Source organism: Domibacillus tundrae (genome assembly GCF_000970675.1).
In the GTDB taxonomy this organism is placed as follows: Bacteria; Bacillota; Bacilli; order Bacillales; family Domibacillaceae; genus Domibacillus; species Domibacillus tundrae.
Map to the genome: position 1 here is coordinate 160,345 of NZ_LAJA01000006.1, position 25,636 is coordinate 185,980.

The 25,636-nt window shown below is 42.5% G+C and carries 26 protein-coding genes, 8 tRNA genes, 2 rRNA genes and 1 pseudogene; 8 read left to right on the forward strand and 29 right to left on the reverse strand.

Annotated elements, in window-relative coordinates; genetic code table 11:
- The first annotated feature begins 204 nt into the window (after window positions 1-204).
- Window positions 205-1,938 carry an ABC transporter ATP-binding protein gene (locus tag VQ00_RS07785; protein ID WP_046179586.1) on the forward strand — a complete coding sequence of 578 codons (1,734 nt, stop codon included), beginning with the start codon at window positions 205-207 and terminating at the stop codon, window positions 1,936-1,938.
- A gap of 281 nt (window positions 1,939-2,219) precedes the next feature.
- Here VQ00_RS07785 and VQ00_RS07790 read toward each other — a convergent pair whose 3' ends face one another.
- The 3 genes from VQ00_RS07790 to VQ00_RS07800 form a co-directional block, all read right to left on the reverse strand.
- On the reverse strand, window positions 2,220-2,687 hold the full coding sequence (locus tag VQ00_RS07790) for a hypothetical protein (protein ID WP_052728407.1): 468 nt from the start codon (window positions 2,685-2,687) through the stop codon (window positions 2,220-2,222).
- Window positions 2,688-2,868: 181 nt separating this feature from the next.
- Window positions 2,869-3,519 carry a pentapeptide repeat-containing protein gene (locus VQ00_RS07795; RefSeq protein ID WP_046179587.1) on the reverse strand — a complete coding sequence of 217 codons (651 nt, stop codon included), beginning with the start codon at window positions 3,517-3,519 and terminating at the stop codon, window positions 2,869-2,871.
- Window positions 3,520-3,728: 209 nt separating this feature from the next.
- Entirely contained in the window at window positions 3,729-4,070 is a 342-nt protein-coding gene (locus tag VQ00_RS07800; protein WP_046179617.1) for a zinc ribbon domain-containing protein YjdM, read from the reverse strand.
- Window positions 4,071-4,238: 168 nt separating this feature from the next.
- Between VQ00_RS07800 and VQ00_RS07805 the strand changes: the two genes are divergently transcribed.
- Complete coding sequence (locus VQ00_RS07805) at window positions 4,239-5,000, forward strand: MerR family transcriptional regulator (protein WP_046179588.1); 762 nt, start codon at window positions 4,239-4,241, stop codon at window positions 4,998-5,000.
- A gap of 170 nt (window positions 5,001-5,170) precedes the next feature.
- Here VQ00_RS07805 and VQ00_RS07810 read toward each other — a convergent pair whose 3' ends face one another.
- Together VQ00_RS07810 and VQ00_RS07815 are read right to left on the reverse strand one after the other, a co-directional pair.
- Window positions 5,171-5,734, reverse strand: coding sequence for a DUF1697 domain-containing protein (locus tag VQ00_RS07810; protein WP_046179589.1), 564 nt, complete (start codon window positions 5,732-5,734; stop codon window positions 5,171-5,173).
- Window positions 5,731-6,255 (reverse strand): SRPBCC family protein, encoded by a 525-nt coding sequence (locus VQ00_RS07815; protein WP_046179590.1) that lies wholly within the window; start codon window positions 6,253-6,255, stop codon window positions 5,731-5,733. The genes VQ00_RS07810 and VQ00_RS07815 overlap by 4 nt, the downstream gene beginning before the upstream one ends.
- Window positions 6,256-6,695: 440 nt before the next feature.
- On the opposite strand from VQ00_RS07815, the gene VQ00_RS07820 reads away from it, so the two are divergent.
- From VQ00_RS07820 to VQ00_RS07840, 5 genes and pseudogenes are all read left to right on the forward strand, one after another.
- Entirely contained in the window at window positions 6,696-7,160 is a 465-nt protein-coding gene (locus tag VQ00_RS07820) for a serine hydrolase domain-containing protein (protein WP_052728408.1), read from the forward strand.
- Between the two features lie 77 nt (window positions 7,161-7,237).
- A pseudogene (locus VQ00_RS19435) lies at window positions 7,238-7,471 on the forward strand (YitT family protein); the annotation flags it as partial.
- A gap of 161 nt (window positions 7,472-7,632) precedes the next feature.
- Complete coding sequence (locus VQ00_RS07830) at window positions 7,633-8,067, forward strand: YkvA family protein (protein WP_052728409.1); 435 nt, start codon at window positions 7,633-7,635, stop codon at window positions 8,065-8,067.
- Window positions 8,068-8,398: 331 nt separating this feature from the next.
- On the forward strand, window positions 8,399-9,040 hold the full coding sequence (locus tag VQ00_RS07835) for a GDSL-type esterase/lipase family protein (protein WP_046179593.1): 642 nt from the start codon (window positions 8,399-8,401) through the stop codon (window positions 9,038-9,040).
- A gap of 173 nt (window positions 9,041-9,213) precedes the next feature.
- Window positions 9,214-9,849, forward strand: a complete 636-nt coding sequence (locus VQ00_RS07840; RefSeq protein WP_046179594.1) for a cupin domain-containing protein — start codon at window positions 9,214-9,216, stop codon at window positions 9,847-9,849.
- A gap of 56 nt (window positions 9,850-9,905) precedes the next feature.
- Here VQ00_RS07840 and VQ00_RS07845 read toward each other — a convergent pair whose 3' ends face one another.
- The 14 genes from VQ00_RS07845 to sigW form a co-directional block, all read right to left on the reverse strand.
- Complete coding sequence (locus VQ00_RS07845; RefSeq protein ID WP_046179595.1) at window positions 9,906-11,501, reverse strand: amidohydrolase; 1,596 nt, start codon at window positions 11,499-11,501, stop codon at window positions 9,906-9,908.
- 167 nt (window positions 11,502-11,668) lie between these two features.
- The gene (locus tag VQ00_RS07850; RefSeq protein WP_046179596.1) at window positions 11,669-12,172 is read right to left on the reverse strand and encodes a GNAT family N-acetyltransferase; all 504 of its coding nucleotides are present in this window, start codon (window positions 12,170-12,172) and stop codon (window positions 11,669-11,671) included.
- A 212-nt stretch (window positions 12,173-12,384) separates the two neighbouring features.
- Window positions 12,385-13,032, reverse strand: coding sequence for a pyroglutamyl-peptidase I (gene pcp, locus VQ00_RS07855; RefSeq protein ID WP_046179597.1), 648 nt, complete (start codon window positions 13,030-13,032; stop codon window positions 12,385-12,387).
- 36 nt (window positions 13,033-13,068) lie between these two features.
- A complete protein-coding gene (locus tag VQ00_RS07860; protein ID WP_046179598.1) occupies window positions 13,069-14,031 on the reverse strand; it encodes a DUF979 domain-containing protein in 963 nt (320 codons plus the stop codon).
- Window positions 14,032-14,033: 2 nt separating this feature from the next.
- The gene (locus tag VQ00_RS07865) at window positions 14,034-14,753 is read right to left on the reverse strand and encodes a DUF969 domain-containing protein (RefSeq protein ID WP_082091508.1); all 720 of its coding nucleotides are present in this window, start codon (window positions 14,751-14,753) and stop codon (window positions 14,034-14,036) included.
- Window positions 14,754-15,086: 333 nt separating this feature from the next.
- Entirely contained in the window at window positions 15,087-15,230 is a 144-nt protein-coding gene (locus VQ00_RS19515) for a hypothetical protein (protein ID WP_425388358.1), read from the reverse strand.
- Between the two features lie 404 nt (window positions 15,231-15,634).
- On the reverse strand, window positions 15,635-15,838 hold the full coding sequence (locus VQ00_RS18555; protein ID WP_156154015.1) for a hypothetical protein: 204 nt from the start codon (window positions 15,836-15,838) through the stop codon (window positions 15,635-15,637).
- A gap of 146 nt (window positions 15,839-15,984) precedes the next feature.
- On the reverse strand, window positions 15,985-17,787 hold the full coding sequence (gene glmS / locus VQ00_RS07870; protein WP_046179619.1) for a glutamine--fructose-6-phosphate transaminase (isomerizing): 1,803 nt from the start codon (window positions 17,785-17,787) through the stop codon (window positions 15,985-15,987).
- 328 nt (window positions 17,788-18,115) lie between these two features.
- Window positions 18,116-19,321, reverse strand: a complete 1,206-nt coding sequence (locus tag VQ00_RS07875; protein WP_172645553.1) for an MFS transporter — start codon at window positions 19,319-19,321, stop codon at window positions 18,116-18,118.
- A 205-nt stretch (window positions 19,322-19,526) separates the two neighbouring features.
- Window positions 19,527-20,876: a phosphoglucosamine mutase gene (gene glmM, locus VQ00_RS07880; RefSeq protein WP_046179599.1), complete on the reverse strand. Its 1,350-nt coding sequence runs from the start codon at window positions 20,874-20,876 to the stop codon at window positions 19,527-19,529.
- Between the two features lie 32 nt (window positions 20,877-20,908).
- Window positions 20,909-21,874: a CdaR family protein gene (locus VQ00_RS07885; RefSeq protein ID WP_052728410.1), complete on the reverse strand. Its 966-nt coding sequence runs from the start codon at window positions 21,872-21,874 to the stop codon at window positions 20,909-20,911.
- On the reverse strand, window positions 21,867-22,706 hold the full coding sequence (gene cdaA, locus VQ00_RS07890; protein ID WP_046179600.1) for a diadenylate cyclase CdaA: 840 nt from the start codon (window positions 22,704-22,706) through the stop codon (window positions 21,867-21,869). Before cdaA ends, VQ00_RS07885 begins: the two co-directional genes overlap by 8 nt.
- Before the next feature lie 110 nt (window positions 22,707-22,816).
- Window positions 22,817-23,413, reverse strand: a complete 597-nt coding sequence (locus VQ00_RS07895) for an anti-sigma factor family protein (protein ID WP_046179601.1) — start codon at window positions 23,411-23,413, stop codon at window positions 22,817-22,819.
- Between the two features lie 18 nt (window positions 23,414-23,431).
- Complete coding sequence (gene sigW / locus VQ00_RS07900) at window positions 23,432-23,995, reverse strand: RNA polymerase sigma factor SigW (protein WP_046179602.1); 564 nt, start codon at window positions 23,993-23,995, stop codon at window positions 23,432-23,434.
- 155 nt (window positions 23,996-24,150) lie between these two features.
- Here sigW and VQ00_RS18075 point away from each other — a divergent pair, with 155 nt between their 5' ends.
- On the forward strand, window positions 24,151-24,300 hold the full coding sequence (locus VQ00_RS18075) for an aspartyl-phosphate phosphatase Spo0E family protein (RefSeq protein WP_082091509.1): 150 nt from the start codon (window positions 24,151-24,153) through the stop codon (window positions 24,298-24,300).
- A gap of 125 nt (window positions 24,301-24,425) precedes the next feature.
- On the opposite strand, the gene VQ00_RS07905 is transcribed toward VQ00_RS18075, so the two are convergent.
- The 10 genes from VQ00_RS07905 to VQ00_RS07950 form a co-directional block, all read right to left on the reverse strand.
- Window positions 24,426-24,498 (reverse strand) — tRNA-Lys (locus tag VQ00_RS07905).
- A 5-nt stretch (window positions 24,499-24,503) separates the two neighbouring features.
- A tRNA-Gln gene (locus tag VQ00_RS07910) sits at window positions 24,504-24,578 on the reverse strand.
- A gap of 69 nt (window positions 24,579-24,647) precedes the next feature.
- Window positions 24,648-24,731: transfer RNA gene (locus VQ00_RS07915), tRNA-Tyr, on the reverse strand.
- 19 nt (window positions 24,732-24,750) lie between these two features.
- Window positions 24,751-24,826 (reverse strand) — tRNA-Thr (locus VQ00_RS07920).
- A 12-nt stretch (window positions 24,827-24,838) separates the two neighbouring features.
- Window positions 24,839-24,914: transfer RNA gene (locus VQ00_RS07925), tRNA-Val, on the reverse strand.
- A gap of 5 nt (window positions 24,915-24,919) precedes the next feature.
- Window positions 24,920-24,994, reverse strand: a tRNA-Glu gene (locus VQ00_RS07930).
- A 34-nt stretch (window positions 24,995-25,028) separates the two neighbouring features.
- Window positions 25,029-25,101 (reverse strand) — tRNA-Thr (locus VQ00_RS07935).
- A 7-nt stretch (window positions 25,102-25,108) separates the two neighbouring features.
- Window positions 25,109-25,183 (reverse strand) — tRNA-Asn (locus VQ00_RS07940).
- 111 nt (window positions 25,184-25,294) lie between these two features.
- Window positions 25,295-25,410, reverse strand: a 5S ribosomal RNA gene (gene rrf / locus VQ00_RS07945).
- 113 nt (window positions 25,411-25,523) lie between these two features.
- Window positions 25,524-25,636, reverse strand: a 23S ribosomal RNA gene (locus VQ00_RS07950); the annotation flags it as partial.

Below are 25,636 nucleotides of genomic sequence, written 5' to 3' on the forward strand. Positions count from 1 at the left end.
ATTCTTCATGGAAAATATCTCACGAATGCTTCCCTGCCTTTTCTTACACATAGAGGCGGCGTTCTTCTCGTCTAAAATCGATAAATGAAGGAGTTAAAACAATGATTGTTTGTGCTGTTCTAGATCTAAAGAAGTATAATAAAGAAGAATAGCTGCAAGACTTGAGAAAAGAAGAAAAAATGACATGAATAGGAGCAATGAATAGTGGAAAAAAAGCAAAGCAGCTTAAAGCCTTTTATCTCCCTTATTTTATCATCTGACATCCCTAAGCTTCTGCTCGTTATCGGATTATCCGCGAGTGTGCTGACAACCATTGCGGGACTGCTTGTTCCAGTGCTGACAAAAAATTTAGTCGATGGGTTTTCAGTCTCATCTTTAAGCACTCCTCTCATTATTGCCATTGGAGGAGCTTTTATCGTCCAAGCAATCATTAGCGGGATCTCTATTTACTTATTAAGTGTGGTCGGACAAAAAGTAGTTTCGAGCATGCGGGACCGCATGTGGGTAAAACTAATCCGGCTGCCTGTCAGCTATTTTGATAAACAATCCAGCGGAGAAACTGTAAGCCGGGTTGTAAATGATACAAGCGTTGTTCGGGATTTAATTTCGAATCACTTTCCACAATTTGTTACCGGTGTGATCTCGATTATCGGTGCTGTCATCATCTTGCTCGTCATGGACTGGAAAATGACGATGCTCATGCTCATCTCTGTTCCCATCACACTGGCTGTTATGATTCCCCTTGGACGTCAGATGGCGAAAATTTCCCGCGGGCTGCAGGATGAAACAGCCTCTTTTACCGGGCACATTCAACAAACGCTCAGTGAAGTACGCTTAATGAAATCCTCAACCGCTGAACAAAATGAAGAAGTAAAAGGGTTAAAGGGCATCGAAAATCTGTTTCATTTCGGATTAAAAGAAGCACGGGTTTTTTCTTTAATCGGACCGATTATGTACCTTGTTGTGATGGTCGTTATCGTCATGATTATCGGGTATGGCGGTATGCGGGTAGCAAACGGAACGATGTCGACAGGTTCACTTGTTGCTTTTTTGCTTTACCTGTTCCAAATCATTATGCCAATCACCTCATTTGCCATGTTTTTTACTCAATTACAAAAAGCAATGGGAGCAACAGAGCGTATTATTGATATTTTAGAATTACCGCTTGAAGCCGGACAAGATGGGTTAGAGATCGACATTAAGAATGAGCCGATTCATGTCGAAGGCGTATCCTTTGCTTACAGCGAAGAAGAGCCTGTCTTAAAAAATGTGTCATTCCAAGCACAGCCGGGAGAAATGATTGCCTTTGCCGGACCAAGCGGCGGCGGAAAAACAACCATGTTTGGGCTGCTTGAACGATTTTACGAACCAACTGCAGGTGAAATACGTATCGGCCGTACACCGATTGCCGATTTGTCAATGGCGTCCTGGCGCAGCCAAATTGGGTATGTGTCTCAAGAAAGCGCCATGATGGCCGGAACGGTTCGTGAAAATTTGAGCTATGGGTTGAAAAACGGAGAAAGCATAACGGATGAACGTTTGTGGGAAGTAGCCAAAATGGCTTATGCTGATCAATTTATTAAAGCATTTCCGAAAGGCCTGGACACAGAAGTCGGGGAGCGCGGCGTGAAGCTGTCCGGCGGCCAAAGACAGCGCATCGCCATTGCCCGCGCTTTTTTGCGCGACCCGAAAATTTTAATGATGGATGAAGCAACCGCAAGCCTGGACAGTCAATCAGAAGGTATTGTCCAAGAAGCGCTTACGCGTTTAATGGAAGGCCGCACAACGTTCGTCATCGCCCACCGGTTATCGACGATTGTTGATGCGAATAAAATTATTTTCATTGAAAAAGGGCAGGTAACCGGAATTGGCACACATCACGAGTTAATACAGTCTCATGAACTTTATCGTGAATTCGCTGAACAGCAGCTGGCGTAATTACTGGCCAAAAAAATGAAAAAAGGCTAAAGCTTTGATTCAGCCTCTTTTTTATAATAAAACAGCAGGTGCCCGCTGTTAAAGAGAGTGCCCCACTATTCATCTGAATCTTCCCTGCTATTTTAATTGCTGCTGTAAATAAAATACTGCTATTGAATTTCCTTTTTTGTTTATTAAGTTGCATTTTTAGTTCTTTGTATCTCTTTTAGAAAATTTTGTTTTATAAAATGCCTGCAGTAAACTTTTCTCTTTGAAGAGATTACTGCAGGCATTTTTTACTTTTAAGCCACCTCCCTGGTGTGGTACGGCTCCAGTGACATATGCATAAGAAATTGTAAAAATTCATTGTCCGCATCTTGAAGAAGACGATTGGCATAATGCCATGCGTTTGTTTCGATCCGCAGGGCAATCCGCTTTTTCTGCAGCAGGTCAACTGTTTCATCAAGCTGATCAGCCAACCCCTTTAGCTGGGTGTCTTCTGCATGACCGAGCTCATGGGCGAAAACTGCGGCCAGATGCTGATCAAATGGTTTTAATGAGCCGTATAAGATGCGGCACTGCTCTTGAATGCCGTCCCAATAAAGAATGATTTTATGCTGGGCTAAGCTGTATTTACCGCCGACAATGGTCTGACGGTCCGCAGATTTATGAATCTCCACAGCAACAGTGCTGCCGGACAAATCAAGGAGGCGTTTTATAACAGCAGGAAGCGGGTCTGTCTCTATAATAGAAGAGCTGGTTACTTTCATCGGCATGTCTCCTAGTATTTAAATTGAAATTTTGTATATAAAAAAAGCACTTCCCTGAATCAATTTAGACAGTCAAAAAACGACAAAAAATTGAGGAATTACTTTCTTTTACTTATTATACGACAAAACAATTTGTTTAACATTTACCAAATACCAGGATTAAATAATGACATGCCCCTTTTTATTGCTTTTTAACAGTCAAGCCGATCAGCCTGGCAAATCCAATCGCCTGGTCAGGAGATACCACGCAGCCGTTCAAACAGTCCAAATCGACGTGAAGCTGGTCGAATATACAAGTGCTAATATCGATTCCTTTCAGTGACATTTGTTTAAATTGAACGTCATCGAGATCACATTGATCGAAATACACATGCTGAAGTGAACTGCTATAAAAATTAGCGCCTTTTAACGAGGAGTCGTTAAACGTCACATTTTTTAAATGGGCATCCACAAAATCACTTAAACGAGCCACAGACTCGTCAATTGTTATATGACTGAGGTGTGCTTCCGAAAAATCTGTTCCCATCAGCTTGCACTCTTTAAAGACTATTCGATGAAAAAGTCCTTTATGAAAGCTGGCATTCGAAAGGTCACAATTCTCGAATAGGACATCCACCATGTCCACCCGCTCAAAACAAGCATTCACAAACGTTCCATTTTTAAAGACCACTTTCGAAAAGACTGCTTTCTCAATCGCAACGCCTTCGGCCTGTGCACCTGTTATGATACATGCGGTTAATTCCGGCTCTTCTTCCTCATAAATCATATGAAAATGGGCTTCAATCATTTCCCGGGAAAACTTTGGTCCTTCAATCTTTACCTTTTTCGTCATTTAATCACCCTTCTCGTTTATCCTTGAATTTCTGTTATGCTTTTGCTGCTTGAAAAAACAAATAAACTCCCTTTCATCCTGTCTCTCCTTATTGTATGGTTTTTTATTATTAAAAGATAAATTCATACAGTTGAAAAGGATATATGTTTCGAACAAATGAAAAGAAAAAGAATTCATTTTGAAAAATGCTTCAAAACGAATTCTTCCAGTTAAATCTTCTTCACAAATTCCGCCTTCAGCTTCATCGCGCCAAAGCCATCGATTTTGCAGTCAATATCATGATCGCCCTCCACAAGGCGAATACCTTTTACTTTTGTACCGATTTTGATGACAGACGACGTGCCTTTCACTTTCAAATCTTTAATGACCGAAACAGAATCTCCATCGTTTAACACATTTCCATTAGCATCTTTGACAACCTTTGTTCCTTCGCTGCTTTCAGCTGTTGATTCCAGCGTCCACTCATGGGCACACTCCGGGCAAACGAACAAGCTCCCATCCTTATATGTATATGTCGACCCGCATTTCGGGCAGTTTGGCAATTCTGTCATCTTTTTATTTCCTCCCGTTACTGACATTTCTTTTTCAAGTATATAATGATTCCGACAGGATGGTAAGGCAGGATTTTGATCTTTCCCATCCATTAAAATATTGCAAAATCCCTCTTGACCTTTACGCAGCGTAAACGTTTATGATAATAACTATCAGGAGGGGCTGCTATGGAATATACGATCAACAAATTAGCTCAAATGTCAGGCGTGACGACCCGTACACTTCGCTATTACGACCAAATCGGGCTGCTGACGCCGGCCAGAATCAATTCATCCGGCTATCGTATTTATGGACAAAAAGAAGTGGACCGGCTTCAACACATCTTATTTTACCGCGAATTGGACGTCAGCCTGGAGGACATTACAGCAATCTTAAACAAGCCAGACTTTGACCAAACAGCTGCTTTGAAGAACCATTACAACAAGCTTCAGACAAAACGCGCCCGTCTTGACAAAATCATGGCGAACGTTGAAAAAACGATCGCTCATAAAGAAAGAGGGATATCGATGCAGGACAATGAAAAGTTTGAAGGATTAAAAGAAAAAATGATTGAGGAAAATGAACAGAAATATGGGGACGAAATCCGTAAAAAGTATGGCAACGAGACAGTAGATGCAAGCAATGCAAAGCTAATGGGCATGTCGCAGGAAAATTACGTGGCGATGAACAAATTAGGCGCAGAAATCCTTTTAGTGCTTAAGGAAGCATACGCAACTGGCGATCCCTCATCTGAAAAAGCACAAGAGCTTGCGGCCAAGCATAAAGAGTGGCTTATGTTTTCATGGCCAAGCTATTCAAAAGAAGCACATGCCGGTCTTGCGGAAATGTACATGGCGGATGAACGCTTTACTGCTTATTATGATAAACATGTCAAAGGCGGAGCTCAATTTCTGCGTGATGCGATTTTGATTTATGCAGGAATAAAATAATAGAAGAAGTTAAAAATAATGAATAACAAAATTGTCTCCTTCCCTCTCTCTGCATCAATCGTTTAAAAGCAGAAACAATGACACAGTAACAGTCAGAGCGGGAGGAACAATTCATTTTAGTTGTACCATACTGTTTTTACTCTACTCTTGCAGTGGATGGTTTTGAGAAATCATCCTGCCTCCATTACTTTTGCCATTGCGAAGAGCTTATTAATCGTTTTCCAGTTACGTATGGTCATAGGACTACCCAGCTTTTGAAGATTGGCTGCCAGCTTGGAATTTCGAATGCTAGTGTGAAATAAAAGATAGACCTCTCGACCTTCAATTCGGCATTCTTCACTTTCGGTTATGAAAGCGCCTATCCACGTGAGCCCTTCTTCTTTAGGAAAGTCTTTCATTAATGAAACATACAGACTTTCTCCTTCTGCCGAGGCACTCGCTTTCAATATTGCTGCTTCCGGGAATGGACAGTCTTCGATAATCCGGCTTAACTCAGCGGCTGTTCTCAAAATAACGGAGATTGAAAAACCGAAAACCGTTTCTATTTCATTTTCAATTCGTTTACAAAGTAATTCTCTATCGTCCTCTGATTCGAACAGGACATTTCCGCTTTGAATATACGTTTTCACCTGACTGAGACCAGCCATTTCCAACGTACGCCTTAATTCGGCCATCTTAATCCTATTCTTCCCGCCTACATTAATACCTCGAAGCAGTGCGATGTAAATTGTCATTTCGATCCTAACTGAAGCGCTTTGAGAAGGTCATCCAGACCGTCAAATTGAGAAGAGAACCCTTGGACAACACCCATGTCCATCACTTGCTGAAGCGCCTCTGCAGAAGCGAATTGAGAACGAACAATCAGTTTCGTGTTGTCTTCGTGCTCCACAAACAGGATCGTTATCTGGATAGATGGCATTTCTTCCATTGTATTTCCTTCCGCATCCGAAAATGAATCCGTGTACACAATCTTCTCAGGTTCAACGATTTCATGAAAAACCGCTTTTCCCCACGACTCCTGTCCATAAAGATCTCCCTGATTTTTGTCTGCACACCGCATGCAAAAGTGCCAGACACCGCCAGGCTCGAATTCGAATTGCCGGTTTTCGGTTTCCCATCCTGCAGGTCCCCACCATGCTGCCAAATGCTCCGACTTTGAAAACGTCTTAAACACGAGGTCCCGAGGTGCATCAAAAATTCGCTCCATGACAAGTTCACGGCCTTCTACTTTCGTGTTCATTTTGTTATCAGACATTTCAATTCCTCCTCATTAAACTGTTTTTATAAATGGGAAAACAGGTCCCTTTCTTACACTTTAGAATAGTACCTCACTTTTCCATCAAGGTACTATTCTTTATTCGTCTTGCTTCTCGTCTTTTCCTTGCAGTTCCAGCAGATAATTATCCAATCTTTCATCCCAGACGCGGCGGAACGAATCCAGCCAGGCGCCCAGTTCCATTAATGGCTGAGGCCGCAGCTTGTAGATCCGGTGATTGGCCAGAGGATTCTGATCACACTTTATTCAAACCTGCAATAAAGACAAAATAGGAAAAGGACAGAAAGCCCCGTATAATGGAAAAAGAAAAACTATACTTATTCTTCCGATGAATGGAATGTACCGTTTCACATAGCCAGCATAGGCAAAGTTTTTACGGCCTCTCTCATCATGATACTCACTGAAAAAATAACATCTCGTTGCAGGATCCCCTCTTAAAATATTTCACAAGCAGCGAGCTTGAAGGGCTTTTTGTTGTTGAGGGCAAAGACTATGCTAAGAACGTTACGGTGGAACAATTGTTAGCTCATACGCCAGGAATTGGCGATTATTTTGAAGATCCGGTCCAATCCGGTGCACCCATGACAAAATTGATCATTTCTGAACCTAACAAAAAATGGACACCGCCTGAACTAGTTGACTTTACACGAAAACGTCAGCAGGCAGTCGGTGTGCCCGGCCAGGTGTTTCATTACTCGGACACTGGCTACATCCTGCTTGGGCTGCTCATCGAGAAAGTGACCGGCAAGCCATTTCACGAAAATCTTCATGAACGCATTTTTCAGCCGCTTAACATGAATGATTCTTATTTGCTGTATTACTCTGAGCCTTCCAATCCGAAAAAAGCGATCCAGGACATTTGGCTGAACGGCTCAAAGCTTTAAAGCGTTGATCGAAATTGTTACTCACATAAAGAAAATAGAGTGACAGCTGAAGACATAGGTTAATCCTGCTTCCAGAGGATCCATTGCTTATTGTGCTGGCTGGCGGAATCTTTCTTGGCGTCGGCATTGGCATCGTGCTTCGCAACGGAGGCGCTCTCGATGGCTCGGAAGTGCTGGCTGTTCTGCTTTCACGAAAAATTCCGTTTTCAGTCGGCGATATTATTTTATTTTTAAATGCCTTTATTTTTATCGGAGCAAGTTTTATTTTTGGATTGGAAAGCGCCTTATATTTTGCGATTACCTATTACATTCTGAAGTACGCGGCGCCAATTTCAAAAAACGCGACATTCATTAACAAACAGCCATCCTTCCATACAAAAGGGGCTGGCTTCACTTCACAAGAGAATAAATGTTACCCTTTCCCAAATAAGTGCGTGAAAAACGGGTAAAAAAGAATAAGGAGATGATGAATGTGAGAATCCGTAAACAGAAAAAAGAAGAAACAGCAGGAAACCTCCAGCAGCAAATTGAAGGAAAAGAACAATACTATTCAGAAGAAAAGTTCACAGAAAAGCTCGCAAAGTCCGGGGGAAAACTTGGCCACAAAGCGATGTATGCCGCCCTTCTTTTATTTGAAGCATTGAAAAGTCCGAAGCTGCCAAACAAAACCCGCATGACCATTCTCGGTGCGCTGGGCTATTTAATTTTACCGGTCGACGTCATGCCTGATTTTCTGCCGGCGGTCGGGCTGGTGGATGATGCCGGCCTTCTGATCGCAGCGCTTGTCAGTGTGTACAACATGGTTAATGACGAGATGCGGCGCGCGGCGCATCAACGGATGAAAAAATGGTTCGGAGAGAAATATGACGCCGAATTAGTGGATGAGGAGATAAACAAATCATTATAGTTCTTATCAAAAAAACACATGACCGTTGCGGCCGTGTGTTTTTTCATTTTTTCTTATGCAGTTTGCTTATTCTATAGCTGTATCCTAAATAAGGCAGTCCCGTATAAACTAGTCCTTATATTCCATAAAAGCACACTTCTCAAAAATCCAGCCTTCTTTTGCAAGTCTGGCCAGCTTTTTCATATCTTTTTCTTCATCAGCAATCAAAAATGCTCAAAATAAAAAGCCTTTAGATTTACAAATCTAAAGGCTGATTCAACATAATATTTCGTATGCTGCATAACGTGATTACATATGAATACAATCAATTTTATACAAACCGAGGTGAAACATGGATTTTTATCCTTTTCATTATCTTGCATTAGGGGATTCCTTGACTGTTGGTGTCGGTGTCCCAGCTTTTGACCCGGGATTTGTAGAACATTACGCATGTTTAAGTAAACGATCCTTAAAAAAGTGTATTCACTATAAGAAAAATGCACGGCGGGGAGCAACAACCGGCGATGTTCTAAATATGCTTCACTCTCCAATTGTTATAGAATATGTAAAACATGCAGATATCATTACTATAACTGCTGGAGGGAATGATCTATTAAATGCCGCTAAAGCATTCATACAAAATAAAAATGAAAAAATTTTTTCTAATGTTCTTGAACAATCTCAGAATAACTATTCCAGCATAATGAAAAGAATTCACAACATGGAGAAACAAAAAGAATTTATAATCCGACTAACTAATTTGTATAATCCATTCCCAAATATCCCCATAGCAGAGGAAGGTATTAAAACATTCAATTCACTTATTTACAATTTCAGTAAGGATAAACATGTAAAAGTAGCTGATATCTATAATATAGTTAAAGGAAATGAAAGAGCTTTATTAACAAGGGACGGAATCCATCTTAATAGTAGAGGATATTATCAAATGGCTTTAGCTTTTCATAAATTGGGGTATTTTCCACTGGCACGTTAAGGAACTTGGATCAGCATAGATCTATCGAGTTCCTTAGCTGTTTTTAAACCCAAGTACCCGTTGCAAGAGGTAATTCTTTTGACGGCATATTACCTTCGAATTACACACCAAACCAATTGTAAGTACATAACCTATAAAGGTGATTTTATAGCTAATGTAAGGCGGTGAAGAATATGGATTACACATCACCATCAACTCAATACACTTTTGACTTAAATAAAAGTCCCTTATTTAAAAAAGATAACAACAACTATATTAACGTATTAGGTGTGAAACAGTTGAATACATTGGAAAATGTTTCTCTGCTAGACATTTTCTTAAGTGCCGATAATGTCGTAGAACCTCATTATCACCAAAACGCAGCCGAGCTTGTTTATTGTATTTCCGGCGCTGCTACTGTATCGATGCTGAACCCATTTACAAAAAAAATTCTCAGTTACTCTATTACACCCGGACAGGTGGCAAATGTTCCTCAAGGCTGGTGGCATTATGAAGTAGCTTCAGTTGATAACACTCATCTTTTAGCCATTTTTAATGCACCAACTCCAGAAGTGATTTTAGGCTCTGACATCTTAAAACTTACTCCTGCAAATATCATGTCGCAAACGTATTGTATGGATGAAAATCAATGGAAACAAGCAACTGCACCAGTTAAACCCTCAACATATATAGGTCCATACAAGGACTGTAATAAAGGAAAGGAAAACATGCCTCATCACTATTTAAGTCATCATTATCACCAGCCGCAATATATTCCTCAATACCCATATATTCCTTACATTCCTCATTATCAGCAATATCGGGGCTGACAATTAAACAAATACAACATAAAAGAGAGATGAATTTTCATCTCTCTTTTTATTAGTCAACCGCCAACGCCTTCTTCTGTATCAAACACGATACGTCCCGCAACAACGGTTTTGACCGCTTTTACAGCAAGCATATCTTCGGAGGTTCCGGCAAATAAATCCCGATCAAAAATCGAAAAATCCGCAACGTAGCCGGGTTTAATAAGCCCGCGCTCATGCTCTTTGCAAATGGCTTTTGCACTGCCGATTGTGTACATCTGGATGGCTTCAAAACGAGACAGCTTTTGTTCCGGCAAATAACCGTCATGCGTTTCATATGGTTTTTTGCGTTCGACCGCTGCATAAATAGAGGCAATAGGGTTTATATCCTCTACAGGTGCATCCGTTCCAGCAGCACACATAATCCCACGGTCCAACAGCGTTTTCCAAGGATACGCATGAGCCAGCCGTTCTTTACCAAGACGATCCTCTACCCAGGGGAAATCAGATGAAACAAATGCCGGCTGAATATCTACGACAACAGGCAATTTGGTTATCCTCTCGATCAATTCTTCACTTAGAACACATCCATGAATAAGACGGTCTCGTTTGCCGTTTGGCGCTGGATATTTTTCAATCAAGCGAAGTAATTGTTCAGCCGCTGCATCTCCAATGATATGAACAGCAACTGCTTCATTATAGGTACGTGCAAGCTTTACCAATTTCCCTAGTTCTTCATCTGTATGAATCAGCAGCCCGTGATGATCCGGCTGATCCGCATACGGCTTTAATAACGCAGCCGTTGAACCGCCCAATGCCCCATCCGCAAAAATCTTCATTGCCCCCGGTTCAATAAAAGGTTCATCGAATTGCATATTTGCTTTCATCATGTCTTGGAATATAGCATGATGGCGCAGCACATTCACCCTGAAGTGATGTTTTTCCCCAATAACACGCTGGAATGCGGTCAGCGGATTCATATAATCTCCAAAGTAGTGCATATCCTCAGTATGACCGCCTGTTAGCCCATAAGACAGCATTTGATCAACCGCCAGATTCAGCACCTCCGTGAGATATTCAATATATGCTTCCCCTTTTCTCGGAATCGCTTCTGTTACCGGATCGATGGCTTTATCATATAAAAGGCCATTTAATTTACCTTCCGCCGTTCGCCCGATTTCACCGCCTGCCGGTGCTTCACTTTCTTCTCGAATGCCGCCCGCTGACAGGGCCGCCGCATTGCCGAGCGCCGCATGATGACAAACTCTCGTTAAGAGGATCGGTTCTTTCCGAATCGCGTTGAGCTCCTCCAGCGTCAGGATGCGTCGGTCAGCAAAGTTCTGTTCATTCCACCCTTCACCAAACAGCCATTTATCCGCAGGCGTTGTCTTCGCCGCCTCTTTCACCATCTCCAGCATTTCCTCCGCTGAAGACGCATTCGATAAATCAAGCCGCACGAACGTTTCTCCTTGAAAGATCATATGAAGATGGCTGTCAACGAAGCCAGGATACATCACCGCTCCCTGCAAATCCAGTTGTTCTTCTGCTTGTTCAATTAGATCATTAACAAAGCCTGTTGCAATAATTTCCCCGTCTTCCACAAGAACTGCTTCTACCGTTTCATTTTCTTGTTCCATAGTGTAAATGATTCCGTTATGCCAAAGTTGTTTCATGAAGAAGATCCCTTTCTCTGCCTTTTTCACCCTATTCTAACTCAAATCCGTAAGTGTTGCGCGAGACCCGTTTTATCTTATTTAATTAAGTTTCGTTATAAATTAAACAAAAAAGAACCTGCTTTTATTGAAGAAACGCACCCATTAATTCAATAAAGTTTGGTTAATTATTCGTTTAGTTTATAACCTTCATATATAACTTGCCAATCAAGAGGTCTAGCCATTCTGTTTTCAGCTTGCTCTAATGGCTTAAAGCCAAATTGTGCATAAAGAGAATGAGCATCTTTTGTAGCAAGCTGAAAACTCGTACCTTTTAGGTTAGGATGTTCAGTGATTATACTCATTAACCATTTGCTTAATCCATACCCTCTATATTCAGGAAGTATAAAAACATCACCTATCCAAGAAAACCTTACAAGGTCAGACACTACACGTGCAAAACCGACCTGTTTAGCAAAATCTTCATTAGGATTCCTTTGGTAGATTCCATAGCAAAGAATTGAATTTTGAATTGATTCTATTACTAATTCTTTTGTAATACCCTTAGCCCAATAAGACTCTTTACTAAGGAAGTTATATATTATTTCCGTATCCAACAAACTCTTATCAGTGCTTATAGTAAATCCCTTCTCGTCATTGCTTGTCCAAAGTGTTTTTTCAATTCCCCACATTTCACCCTTCTCCTTTCAGCATATTTATATTTAAAATTAAATATTTATACAAACATTTGCGCTTAGTGTTTATTTTACTACTCCGCCCTAGGGTGCAATAATAAAAAATGATATCCCTTTTACAAAATATAAGAGATTTTTCATTGTAAAGTGAATACAAAAAGCCGACACTAATAATCTTTAGTATCGGCTTTCATTTTTTAATATATGGCTTAGTGAGTCTGCCCGCCTATCTCAATAATATCCTTTTCATGTGTAAGGGCTGTTTCAACCGCCAGTTCAAGTCCTTTTATAATAGTATCAAGAGACATGCTCGGTTGACCAGGGTGAACGGCTGCCTGTTCGGGGAGATAAGGTATATGGATAAATCCACCCCTCACTTGTTTTCCTTCATTTTCCAAAATGTGCATAAGCCCATAAAAAATATGATTGCAGACAAACGTTCCTGCTGTCTGAGAGACAGAAGCAGGAATACCATTGTCCCGCATCGTTTTAACAATAGCCTTTATCGGAAGGGTTGACCAATAGCCTGCCGGACCACCCTCTATTATCTGTGTATCAATTGGCTGTTGCTCTTTGTTATCTGCAATTCTGGCATCATTTACATTTATCGCCACGCGTTCCACTGTAATATCCGGCCGGCCGCCCGCCTGTCCAACACAGATAACGAGCGTTGGATTCAGTTCCTCTACGTATTCCTGTAAAGAAGCAATGGATTCATCAAAAACTGTTGGCAGCTGACGCGCCACTATTGTAAAATCCCCTGCTTTTTTCCCATTCAGCTTCGTAACCGCCTCAAGTGATGGATTCGTTGCATCTCCCCCAAACGCCTCAAAACCGGTAAGTAAAATATTTGCCATTGTTACATTCCTCCTCAATGATTTTCTGCAAAGACTTTAGAAACGGTACACAAGAAAATACATAAATAGCATATTAATAATAAACACTGAAATGGCCGTAGGTACCTGCGCCTTAATGACAGCATTCTTATCCTTTAAATTCAGCAGCATTGCTGGAACAATGTTAAAGTTGGCCGCCATCGGTGTCATGAGTGTTCCACAGTAGCCTGCAAGCATGCCAAGTGCAGCCATAATTGCAGGATTCCCACCATGCATCTGTACAATAAGTGGAACACCAATTCCGCCGGTAATTACGGCAAAGGCAGCGAAGGCGTTCCCCATAATCATCGTAAACAGGAGCATACCCAAACAATAAGCAGCCACAGCAACAAATGCATACTCCGTCGGGAAAATATCTCCAACAATACTGGAAACGACATCACCTACTCCTGCTTTGGCAAAAATGCCGCCAAGTGCAGCCAGCATCTGTGGCAAAATAACAGCCCAACCGACCGCCTGAAGCAGCCGGCTCCCCTCATTTACAGGAACTGTTGCTTTTGCCCGAGAAATGCGCATTGCAACTACAAATGCAAGAATCGCTGCCAGCCCAAGTGCAATTAATGTTACTTGTTCTGGATCAACAAGTCGTATAGAACCGAAACCCAGTTTGCCAAGTGTAAGTGTACCGACAATTGTAAAGATAGGGATACTGATTGCGGGAATAAAAATTTTATTCCGCAGGCGCGCAGCGTGCCCTGCACGCTCTTCTACACCTTCCTCTTCCTCATTTGACTTCGTTACTCTTCCAAGAGAAGCGATCACTACCATAATCAAAACAAGGTAACCGGTATAAAGAGGCGGGATTTGGTTGCCAAATAAAAATGTTATGGCAAATATGCCCCAGAAAACGCTTGACCCTAAACGGTTTGGATGGTTCTTATCTAATGCTACCCGGATAGAAACGAAGGCAACAATAATACCAAGCAGATAATAGATAACATCTAAAGTAATTATGTTCATTATTATTGGGTCTTCCTTTCGCTTACATTATTCTGAGGAGGGGTTGTCCCGAGGCCTCCGCCTGCTTCTTTAGCGATTCGCTTGTCCAGTCTATTAAAACGAATCCAACTAACAAAGAAAGCTGCTAGTGCAGTAGGGATCCCCCAAAGTGCCATATCCCAAACACCTACATCCATGCCCATCGAATCAAAAAATCCTTTCATAAGCAGAATGCCGCCTGTAGCAATAAAAATATCTTCACCAAAAAACCATCCAGTGTTTTCTGCGTTAGCAGAATACGCTTTAATATCATTTTTCGTCTTTTCCGGAAGCTCGCCATAACGAGCTACCGCTGCTCCTTCTGCCATCGGCGCCAGCAGCGGACGTACAGTCTGAGGATGACCGCCAATATTAAGGCCAATCGCTGCAGATCCCTCACGAATAAATAAATAGGTAAGCAAGACCCGTCCTGTTGTTGCGTTTTTTGCCTTTTTTATTAATGTCTCAGCCCTCTCCTTAAGACCATAACGCTCAAGAATCCCGATTACAGGCAATGTCAAAATAATCGGCAAGGACATGTAACGATTGTCGATAAAGAATTGTCCGAATAAAGATAATATTTCATTAAATGACATTCCATCCACCAACCCCGTCACAATCCCGGCTACCATAACAACGAGCAGTGTGTTGAAACGAAATGCGAAGCCCAGTGCCACAACAAGAATACCTATAAGTTTAATCATTTCCCTTACTCCCTTCTATATAACACTCACACTATAAATTCAGAAGTAGATTGCGTCTTATTCTTCTCTAAACTGCTTGCTATTGCTCACTTCCCTTCCATCGTTCCGAATGGTGCATGATAATATTTGCTGATATAATGCAAGACGCCATCTCTTCATCACGACGATCTATAGGCACCGAAGCTTTCTCCCATGCTGCAATCAATTTAAATCACTTTTCATTCTTTTCTCTTCTTGCCCTGCCCTGTGTCATATGTCATCTTCATCTATCCCCCTCTACATTCCGATATTCGGAATGATAGTTCCAATATCATTTCACCACATTATATGAAACTAAAAATCAATCAACCATCGATTTGTAAGATTTTCTAACATAAAATATTGACAGTCTTTCTTATCCGTAATAAACACGCAGCCCGGCGCATAGGTAATTATTATTTCCGGTTTGCTGGACATGGCAATCGATTGAGATGTCACGCCGTATGTTCAAAACATGGATGTTTCCTCGGCCTTAACTGTTACATCGTCGCCAAATTCTGGTTTTGATACGTCTTTTATGCCGATTTGTTCCAGTGATTCAGGACAATAATAAATTTGTTTGAAATTAGCTCCTTAAACATGCATACTTTTAGGAAACACATATAAATAACAACAAAGTCTTTTAATTTCACTTAAGCCTAACGATATTCTTTTATTAACGATGTTATTATCACGTAACACATCAATGTTGATTTAGAATAAAGTTTGATCAAATTAATTGTACCCGTCAAATTAAGTCGTTCCCTCCCGACCTCATATAAACCTTGTGAAGACTGACTTTACCATTTTCTGTAGGCGAATTAGTCGTTCTCTAATCCGCTCTTTTTTCGTCCTATTTTTTGTCAGAATCCAGCTTTTTTAGGTAAAATAGTTCTTCCCGGAAATCCTGGATTCCCTCTGTTTTTTTCTTGCCTTTTCTCATGCTCTTTTTCATGCTTTTTCTCTCCTTTTTCTATCTCGAACCTTTCAAACCGTATTTTTGTCGGGCTTTCTCTCTCGCTTTCCCCCCTGTCTTTTTCGCTGGGCTTTTTCCTAGCTCTTTTCATCCAACAAAAAACACGAGGAAAATCGGATGGTTACTCCGATTTTCGCTCGTGTTAGGGAACGATTTATTTGACCAAGAAGACAGTTTATTTGGCCAAGGAAGAACTTAATTTTGCAGGTACAACCCAAACCTCAGGCGGTTTCCATTTTATTCTACTGTTACTGACTTCGCCAAGTTACGCGGCTTATCCACGTCACAGTCACGGTGAAGGGCTGCATAGTACGCAATCAGCTGGAATGGTACGACAGCTGCAAGCGGTGATAATAGTTCATGAACGGCTGGCAGGACGAAACGGTCGCCTTCCTGCTCAAGGCCTTTCATTGAGATCACGCACGTGTTGGCTCCGCGTGCTGCGACTTCCTTCACATTGCCGCGGATGTTCAAATTCACGGATTCCTGCGTCGCCAGAGCGATAACTGGTGTGCCGTCTTCGATCAACGCGATTGTGCCGTGTTTAAGCTCTCCGCCGGCAAAGCCTTCTGCCTGGATGTAGGAGATTTCTTTCAGCTTCAAAGCACCTTCTAGGCCGACATAATAGTCGACAGAGCGGCCGATGAAGAAGCAGTTGCGTGTTGTTGACAAGTAGTCACGCGCAATTTGTTCGAATTCTTCTTTGCCATCGCAAAGAACTTCCATTGCGTTTGCGACGATGCCAAGCTCGTGCACAAGATCGAATCCTGTATCGATGCCGGCTTTTTTCGCTGCCGCATCTGCCAAAATAGACAGTACCGCAATTTGCGCTGTATAGGCTTTTGTAGACGCTACAGCAATTTCAGGACCTGCGTGAAGAAGCAATGTGTAATCTGCTTCACGAGACAATGTAGAGCCTGCTACGTTTGTGATTGTAAGAGCTTCATAGCCAAGTTCTTTTACTCTCACCAATACGGCGCGGCTGTCCGCTGTTTCACCGCTTTGGGAAATAAAGATAAAGAGCGGCTTTTTCGATAGAAGCGGCATATTGTAGACGAATTCGCTCGCTACGTGCACTTCCACCGGAATGTTCGCCATTTGCTCTAAATACTGCTTGCCGACTAGACCGGCATGGTAGCTCGTGCCGCATGCAACGATGTACAGGCGATCTGCTTCGTTTAGTGCGTTAACGATGTTTTCGTCAACGTGAAGTTTGCCTTGCTCGTTTTGGTACGCCTGCGTAATTTTACGAATAACAAAAGGCTGTTCATCTGTTTCTTTTAACATGTAATGCGGATAGGTGCCTTTTTCAATATCGCCGGCATCAATTTCTGCTGTATAAGGAGCGCGTTCAATCGGTTCGCCGTTTTCATTTTTAATCGTAACGGATTCTTTTGTGACGATGACCATTTCTTTGTCCATCAATTCCACAAATTGATTCGTTACTTGAAGCATCGCCATCGCATCGGATGCGATAACATTGCAGTCTTCGCCAAGGCCAATTAGAAGCGGGCTCTTGTTTTTCGCTACATAAATCGTGCTATCGTCTTCTTTGTCCAAAAGGGCAATCGCGTAAGAACCTTTTAAACGGCCAAGCGCTTTACGGAATGCTTCTTCCGTTGTCAGCCCATCTTTGGCAAACAAGCCGATCAATTGCACGATGACTTCTGTGTCTGTATCACTTTGAAGAGCAACGTCCAGTAAATAGTCATATTTCAGCTGCTCATCGTTTTCAATGACACCGTTGTGCACAAGTGTGTAACGGTTGTCTGTATTTTGATGTGGATGCGCGTTGTAACGGCTTGGTACGCCATGAGTTGCCCAGCGAGTATGGCCGATTCCTACGTGAGATTGTACATTTTCGTCCACAACTGCACGCAAATCAGCGATACGTCCTTTTTCTTTGAAAATGTGCACACCCTCTTTGTTGCGCACAGCAATACCGGCTGAATCGTAGCCCCGGTATTCGAGCTTCTCAAGCCCTTTCAATAAAATTTCTTTCGTATCTTCGCTGCCAATATATCCAACTATTCCGCACATAAATGGTTCCTCCTGAGTAGAGGCGTCGGCAAACAAGCGCCGGCTTGGGCACATTGCCTGCCGCGCTCCTTCATATTTTATATTTTTAGGCACATGTCCGCTCCCTTTGTCCACGGGGTTGCCCCCCTGTTTTAAGGATGAACGTAACAGCTGTGTACCTGCAGCCGGGAGGTATCCGCCGAATCATCGATAAACCTCCTCCTCGTCAACTGAACGTATGGTCGTCCCGCTCAGCCCAGGCGCTTTTAGTAAAACACGTGTCTGTCTCTCCGCTCCTTTCTATGTACAGATAAAAACACGATAATCATACCGTGTTCTATCTGTTTCGTCAACCAAAAATTGATTTTCGTTGTCCTAAAAACAAGAAAACAAGCACAGCAGCGGCGATACAAAAAACACCGGTGATCGTGAACACTGCATTGAGGCTCCACTGCTCCGCGATAACACCTGCCGCAAGCGGTCCAAGAAAAATACCAAGCGCATAAAACGACTGAAAAAAGCCCATCGCAGACATTTTAAACGCCGGCGGGCTGACGAGTACGACTTCACTTAACAAAATCGGAAAAATAAAACCAAGCGCCAGCCCAATAAAAAAATGTACACTACTAAGAGATGCAAGGGTATGCGAAAAGGGAACGGCAATTAGGAAAACAGCCGTCACGATAAAACAAACCCCCAGCACTATCTTGTTAAAGCGCGGATGGAGACGATAAAACACAAGACTGAGTGACGCCGCTGCGTGTGGAATGAAAAAGGCACATGTCAGCCAAATAAATGACTGCTCTTCTACACCAAGCGCCGCCGCATAGATCGGACTGAACCCGAAAATCGTTATAAATAAAACAGCATGCGCCATCAGTGACAAAAAGGTCAGCATTTTCAGATGCGGCATTTTCACTGTTTCCCTTATGTGGTGAATGGCGTTTTTAGGGACTGAAGACGTGTCTGTTTTCACTTCTCGAATGTTCCAGGCAAAAACAGCGCCTAAAACGGATGCTGCGGCTCCGACCCAAAACGGGAAATCCCAGCCAAACTGATGAACGAGCCAGCCGCTGACCGCCATGCTGAAAAACTGTGTCGCCACCGTTACAAATTGCATAATCCCCATTGCATTCGACGCGCGGGCCGCACTGAAGTAATCGGAGTAGAGCACAGTCGCCATTACCCACATTGATGCCGTTACACCCGCCAGCAGACGTGCAATGAGTATCATGGCAAATGATTCAAAATAAACAAGTATTAAGCTGCTGAGCAGTGCCATGAAAAACCCGCCAACAAGCAGCTGTTTGCGGATCTTTTGCAGAAAGTCCGATAAAATGCCGAGTGGAAATCGAAGCAAAATTTGTGTAATACCGTAGGCACCCAAAATAATGCCAATCGCGGAAAAGTTGAAGCCTACTTCCTGCAAATAAACGCCAAAGACCGGCGCATAAATATAAATCGCAAACCAGAAACAAAAAACGGCCGCCAAAAAATAAATGTGATCTTTTCGCCCAATGGTTTGCTGCTGGCCTGTTTCTATGTATTCTTCCATCTCTTGACCCGCCTTCCTCATCACGTAAAGCGTTTTCTGTTTATTATCGAACAGATAGAAACGTATTTCAACCTTTTCGATTGAAAAGGAGCGGGGGATTTGATTACGAAACAAGGCCATTGCTCACGAAACAAGGCCATTGCTCACGAAACGAAAAAGGAAGTCCGGTCCGCCAGTCGAAACTGGCTGCCGGACTTCCTTTTATTTAAACGCGAAGACCCATTTCTTCTTCAACGATTGTTGCAATACGGTCTGTATACGCACGGCAAAGTTCTTCCGTCGCCGCTTCCACCATTACACGCACAAGTGGCTCTGTTCCAGATGGACGTACAAGAACGCGTCCGTTTCCAGCCATTTCTGCTTCCACTTTTTCGATTTCCGCTTTTACTTTTTCATTATCTGTTACATGATGCTTATCGGTTACACGAACATTCACAAGTGTTTGCGGGAATTTTTTCATTTCCGCTGCTAATTCAGATAATGGCTTTTTCGTTGCTTTCATAATGTTTACAAGCTGAAGGCCGCTTAGAAGACCGTCACCTGTCGTATTAAAATCAAGGAAAATAATATGACCGGATTGCTCTCCACCCAAGTTGTAGTTATACTTTTTCATTGCTTCCACGACGTACCGGTCGCCAACAGCGGTTTGTTCACTTCTAATTCCATGCTCTTCAATGCTTTTGTAAAAGCCAAGGTTACTCATTACGGTTGAGACGATTGTATCGTTGTTTAAGCGGCCTTGTTCTTTTAAATAGCGCGCGCAGATAAACATGATCTGATCGCCATCCACGATTTTTCCTTTTTCATCAATTGCAATGAGACGGTCGCCATCTCCGTCAAATGCAAGACCAAGATCCGCTTCTTTGTCCTTTACAAATTGAGCAAGCTTTTCTGGGTGAGTTGATCCGACACCCTCATTAATGTTCAAGCCGTTTGGCGATGCACCCATTGTTGAAATATCTGCTTCAAGATCCGCAAATAAATGCGCAGCAAGCGAAGATGTGGCTCCGTGCGCACAATCAAGCGCGACATGGATGCCATCAAAGTCTTCATCAACTGACTGCTTCAAGTATTGGAGGTATTTTTGACCACCTTCGAAATAATCGTTTAATGAACCGAGATCCGCCCCTGAAGGACGTGGCAATGTGTCTTCAGCCTGATCAAGAAGCGCTTCAATTTCCGCTTCTTGTTCATCGGAAAGCTTAAAACCATCTGAACCGAAAAATTTAATGCCGTTGTCTTGAACCGGGTTATGAGAAGCTGAGATCATTACACCTGCCTGTGCATCCATCGCTTTCGTCAAATATGCGACACCTGGTGTTGAAATCACGCCGAGGCGCATGACCTCTGCTCCAATAGAAAGAAGTCCCGCTACGAGCGCTCCTTCAAGCATCGGCCCTGAAATACGTGTATCTCGTCCGATTAACACTTTCGGACGCTCAGCATCTTTTGTTAATACATAACCGCCAAACCGGCCCAGCTTAAACGCAAGTTCCGGTGTCAGTTCTGCATTTGCGACACCTCTGACACCATCTGTACCAAAATACTTACCCATCTATTGTTTTCTCTCCTTTTATCAAAACGGCTTTATGAAGATTCATCCGTTGATTTTTCCACTGTTACTTTCACTTGTACTTCCTGCGGCGATGAAAAATTAAATTGCTCCCCAAGGTTCACCGGCACCGTGAGTGTCGTGTCTTTTGTCACGCCGCTCACATCCACCGGAAGCGAAAACTCTTTTAATTCTTCCAGAGCGGATTCTTTCCCGTAAATGGTGATTTCCTCCACGTTCGGTTCTAGCGAGGTGATGGTGACATTTTCTGCCGGTATTCCTTTTGAAACAGCATTCAACGGCACCTTTTTACTTGGATTTTTAACAGAAATTGATACTTGAACAGTCGCCGGTTCCACCTTTACATCCAGCTTATTTAAGTCCCCGTCTAATACTTGAACAGCAGCGGTTGCGGTCGTTTCTTCGCTAATTTCGTCTTCTCCGGTCAACGCTGTTCGTACGAAGGCGATCTTATCAATATCCGACTCAGATCCAGTTACCTTCACTTCACGAGGAGCGACTGTTACATTGTCCACCTGATATCCTTCTGCCAGTGCAGAATCATTGAATTCAGGCGTAACCTTCCTCGATGTGATGACTCTTTCTTCTATCATAACATCGACAGAAGCAGGTAAAATCGACACATCGAGCTTTTCAGAGAAGTTTTTATGCTTAATCGCCACCCGGTGCTCCCCAATTTCATAATCCGTCAAATCGAGGGTCAGCTCAAAATTACGCAGCCGTTTTGTTGATTCAATAATACTTTTCGGGCCGGACAGCTCAACTCGAACTTGTTCCGGTATGCCGGAAACATATAAATTTTCTGTATCATAATATGTCTTTACCGGTACATTCGTCAATACCTCGGTTGTATCGAGTCCCGAATCACCTGCTTGCTGGACCGCTTCAAAATCAGCAAAATTAACGGTCATGTATAACAAAAAAGCTAATAGAAATGCGACAACTCGTACGAACCACTTGCTTTCTACAAAATTATCCACTGTTTCTGCGCCCCTTCCACGTCCAGCGGTTAGCAGACTCATTTTTATCAATTCCGGTTAATAACTGATGCTCTAAAATATCTTGAAACTCTTCTTCCGTCAAATCACGGTATAAATCACCATTTCGAGTGACCGAAATGGCACCCGTTTCTTCTGAGACGACAATGGTTAAACTGTCGGTTACTTCACTAATGCCCAGCGCAGCACGGTGTCTTGTGCCCAGCTCTTTTGAAATAAACGGGTTCTCAGACAGAGGCAGGTAACAAGCTGCCGCCGCAATCTGATCTTTTTGAATAATGACCGCTCCGTCATGCAGCGGCGTATTGGGAATAAAAATGTTGATCAAAAGTTCTGACGTAATAACAGAATGCATGGGAATGCCAGTCTCAATATAGTCATTCATTCCGGTTTCTTTTTCAATCGAGATTAATGCGCCAATTCGGCGTTTCCCCATGTAACGAACAGACTTCACGAGCGCATCAATAATTTTGCGCTGTTCTTCATCTTCTTGAATTGCACTGCGGGAGAAAATCCGCCCGCGCCCTAATTGTTCTAGTGCACGGCGTACTTCCGGCTGGAAAATAATAATAACCGCCAGGAAACCCCATGTGAGCGCCTGCTGCATGATCCAGCTTAACGTGTCCAGGCCGGCAAAGCCGGCTATTGTCCGAATAATAACGATAACAAAAATTCCTTTTAACAACTGGACAGCTTTCGTCCCTCTAATGACCATTAATAATTTATAAACAACATACCAGACAAGCAATATATCAATCGCGTTCGATAAATAATCAATAAATGTATAATCTTGAAAATAAGTCGTAAACGGCATACTAGATCCTCCAGGTTGGAATTACGGAGCCGTGAAGAAATCACTTTCTTCTTTAACCTGTCCATTATAACATACCAGCCGAAAAGAAGCAGACGATTCCCGTCTGCTTCTTATTGAAACAATGATTTCATTTCATACCAAATTCGGCCAAATAACTGGTCAATCTCTTTAATTTCGCCTGTTACATTTCCAGCAGATGCCATGAAGCGTTCTCCATTAATAACAGTAACATCTCCTTCGACCGAACCTTCAATTCGAATGTTGCCATTTTTCACAAAAAGGTCTTCTTCGATTTTCGTTCCAGCCGGGACAATAACGGTCTCATTCTCTACTTTCAGTTCACTGTTTTTCGTAAATGCAAAATGGTTGTCTTCCTGGCTGAACAAAGAAGCAAAACCACCGCTCATGAACAAAAGAAATAAAGCAGCCGCAGTTAAAAATGGATGATTGCGAAACCACCGTTCCATTCCAATTTTTTTACCTTCTCGCGGAAGCAGCGCCATAACCTTGGCCGTAAAGCCTGCAGGCGCTTCAATATGGGAAGCACTTTGTACAAGTGCAATTGTCTTCTTTAATTCAGCGAAATGCTTCTTGCAGTCCGTACACGTTTCAATGTGAAATCTCAGTTCTTGTTTCGCTTCTTCGCGAATATCCCCATCCAGATACTCATGCATATAATGAACAATCTGCTTTGGACAAGATGTCATCGTTCATCGCACCCTTTCTCACAAATGCCGCAAATGCTTACGCAGTGCTTCACGTCCCCGATGTACGCGTGTTTTCACAGTTCCAAGGGGCAGTTCTAATATATCTGCTATTTCCTGCAGCGGCAGTTCTTCAATATATTTCAATACAATTACTGAACGATACTTTTCCGGAAGCATTAATATAGCCTCGTGGATCGATGCCTGTACTTCCAAACTTTCTACTTCTTCTTCCGGAAGTTGACCGCCTGACGCTAAATGCGAGTACATATTCAGTCCTTCTGTTCCAGCAATTTCCTCATCCAGGTGATAATCCGGTTTCTTTTTACGGATTTTATCAATACACAAATTGGTCGCAATCCGATACAGCCATGTGGAAAACTTTTTGCTTTGGTTATATGTGTGTATATTCAAAAAAGCTTTCAGGAAGGTTTCCTGAGCCGCGTCCTCTGCCTCATGGCGGTCCCAAAGCATCCGAAAACAGATTTGGTATACTTTGTCCTTGTAAAGTTCGACAATTTCTCCAAACGCATTTTGGTCTCCTTTTATTACTTGCTTAATTCTTCTTTGTACAATTAAATCCATTTTTTCTCCCTCCGCCCTCGCGGTACATGTTAATACGGATATAGGTAAACAAAAGTTTCAAAAAAAGATAAAAAAAATTAATAGTAAAAGTTTACACTAATTTTAAAAGAGGTATGATTATGTATGTAAATCACTATGAATAGGGGGTATCCTCGTTGCAGCTGACTCAACTTCATACAACGATTGAGCAGTACCGCTCTGAAATGATCTTCCAAGCAATGCAAACGTCTTTCAATAACCAAAAAGTGATCGAAATTAGCCAAAAGCTTGATCGGATTTTAAATGAATATTCTACTCATAAATAAAAAAAGCAATACCTTTTCGACATTACTTCCCTTTTATTTCTAATTATAGCAGTTTTTTTGTTGAATACGAACAAAAAACGACTTTTCATGTGATTTTACATGAAAAGTCGTTTTTTTAATGTTAATGAGCCATGAAGGATTCGAACCTTCGACCCTCTGATTAAAAGTCAGATGCTCTACCAACTGAGCTAATGGCTCAAAAATGGCTGGGCTAGCTGGATTCGAACCAGCGCGTGACGGAGTCAAAGTCCGTTGCCTTACCGCTTGGCTATAGCCCATTGAAAGTTGTATGTAGTATACCCTAAAATAAGAAAAAGAACATGTTTAGATATGTTCCTTTAGGAAAATGGTGGAGGGGGGCAGATTCGAACTGCCGAACCCGAAGGAGCGGATTTACAGTCCGCCGCGTTTAGCCACTTCGCTACCCCTCCGCTATTTAATTAAGAAAAATGGTGCCGGCAAGAGGACTTGAACCCCCAACCTACTGATTACAAGTCAGTTGCTCTACCAGTTGAGCTACACCGGCACAAGAAAGAAATGGTGGAGGATGACGGGATCGAACCGCCGACCCTCTGCTTGTAAGGCAGATGCTCTCCCAGCTGAGCTAATCCTCCAAAAATGGTGACCCCTACGGGATTCGAACCCGTGTTACCGCCGTGAAAGGGCGGTGTCTTAACCGCTTGACCAAGGGGCCGAAATATATAATTGGCTTACATGAAATAACAGTAAGCTTCCAACCGGGCTCGAACCGGTGACCTCTTCCTTACCATGGAAGCACTCTACCTGCTGAGCTATGGAAGCAAAGCAATGGCTCCGCAGGCAAGACTCGAACTTGCGACCAATCGGTTAACAGCCGATTGCTCTACCACTGAGCTACTGCGGAATAATTTAATTAATCAACGATAACTATGAAATAATATCATTTTTCGGATTATTAATCAATAATTCACACAAAAAAAAAAAAAAAAATAACAGCATGTGCTATTCATTTTTCGCCAGGCGGCGTCCTGCTCTCACAGGGGGAAACCCCCAACTACCATCGGCGCTGAAGAGCTTAACTGCCGTGTTCGGGATGGGAACGGGTGTGACCTCTTCGCTGTAGCCACCTGACTATGAAGTTCGAAAGAAATATTCTTTCAAAACTGGATAGAAGCGTTCATTGTATGGGCATAAAAAACCGGTTTTCTTACGTTGTCCAGCTTCAGGCAGCCTTCCGCTTTTCGCTGGTTAAGTCCTCGATCGATTAGTATTCGTCAGCTCCATGCGTCACCGCACGTCCACCCCGAACCTATCTACCTCGTCTTCTTCAAGGGATCTTACTTACTTGCGTAATGGG

Excerpts from the sequence above, each read along its gene's own strand:
- VQ00_RS07790 (WP_052728407.1), bottom strand. The coding sequence starts at position 2,687 with ATGAAAGTAACCAGCTCTTCTATTATAGAGACAGACCCGCTTCCTGCT.
- VQ00_RS07795 (WP_046179587.1), bottom strand. The coding sequence starts at position 3,519 with ATGACGAAAAAGGTAAAGATTGAAGGACCAAAGTTTTCCCGGGAAATG.
- VQ00_RS07800 (WP_046179617.1), bottom strand. The coding sequence starts at position 4,070 with ATGACAGAATTGCCAAACTGCCCGAAATGCGGGTCGACATATACATAT.
- VQ00_RS07805 (WP_046179588.1), top strand. The coding sequence starts at position 4,239 with ATGGAATATACGATCAACAAATTAGCTCAAATGTCAGGCGTGACGACC.
- VQ00_RS07810 (WP_046179589.1), bottom strand. The coding sequence starts at position 5,734 with ATGACAATTTACATCGCACTGCTTCGAGGTATTAATGTAGGCGGGAAG.
- VQ00_RS07815 (WP_046179590.1), bottom strand. The coding sequence starts at position 6,255 with ATGTCTGATAACAAAATGAACACGAAAGTAGAAGGCCGTGAACTTGTC.
- VQ00_RS07835 (WP_046179593.1), top strand. The coding sequence starts at position 8,399 with ATGGATTTTTATCCTTTTCATTATCTTGCATTAGGGGATTCCTTGACT.
- VQ00_RS07840 (WP_046179594.1), top strand. The coding sequence starts at position 9,214 with ATGGATTACACATCACCATCAACTCAATACACTTTTGACTTAAATAAA.
- VQ00_RS07845 (WP_046179595.1), bottom strand. The coding sequence starts at position 11,501 with ATGAAACAACTTTGGCATAACGGAATCATTTACACTATGGAACAAGAA.
- VQ00_RS07850 (WP_046179596.1), bottom strand. The coding sequence starts at position 12,172 with ATGTGGGGAATTGAAAAAACACTTTGGACAAGCAATGACGAGAAGGGA.
- pcp (WP_046179597.1), bottom strand. The coding sequence starts at position 13,032 with ATGGCAAATATTTTACTTACCGGTTTTGAGGCGTTTGGGGGAGATGCA.
- VQ00_RS07860 (WP_046179598.1), bottom strand. The coding sequence starts at position 14,031 with ATGAACATAATTACTTTAGATGTTATCTATTATCTGCTTGGTATTATT.
- VQ00_RS07865 (WP_082091508.1), bottom strand. The coding sequence starts at position 14,753 with ATGATTAAACTTATAGGTATTCTTGTTGTGGCACTGGGCTTCGCATTT.
- VQ00_RS18555 (WP_156154015.1), bottom strand. The coding sequence starts at position 15,838 with ATGAAAAGAGCTAGGAAAAAGCCCAGCGAAAAAGACAGGGGGGAAAGC.
- glmS (WP_046179619.1), bottom strand. The coding sequence starts at position 17,787 with ATGTGCGGAATAGTTGGATATATTGGCAGCGAAGATACGAAAGAAATT.
- VQ00_RS07875 (WP_172645553.1), bottom strand. The coding sequence starts at position 19,321 with ATGGAAGAATACATAGAAACAGGCCAGCAGCAAACCATTGGGCGAAAA.
- glmM (WP_046179599.1), bottom strand. The coding sequence starts at position 20,876 with ATGGGTAAGTATTTTGGTACAGATGGTGTCAGAGGTGTCGCAAATGCA.
- cdaA (WP_046179600.1), bottom strand. The coding sequence starts at position 22,706 with ATGCCGTTTACGACTTATTTTCAAGATTATACATTTATTGATTATTTA.
- VQ00_RS07895 (WP_046179601.1), bottom strand. The coding sequence starts at position 23,413 with ATGACATCTTGTCCAAAGCAGATTGTTCATTATATGCATGAGTATCTG.
- sigW (WP_046179602.1), bottom strand. The coding sequence starts at position 23,995 with ATGGATTTAATTGTACAAAGAAGAATTAAGCAAGTAATAAAAGGAGAC.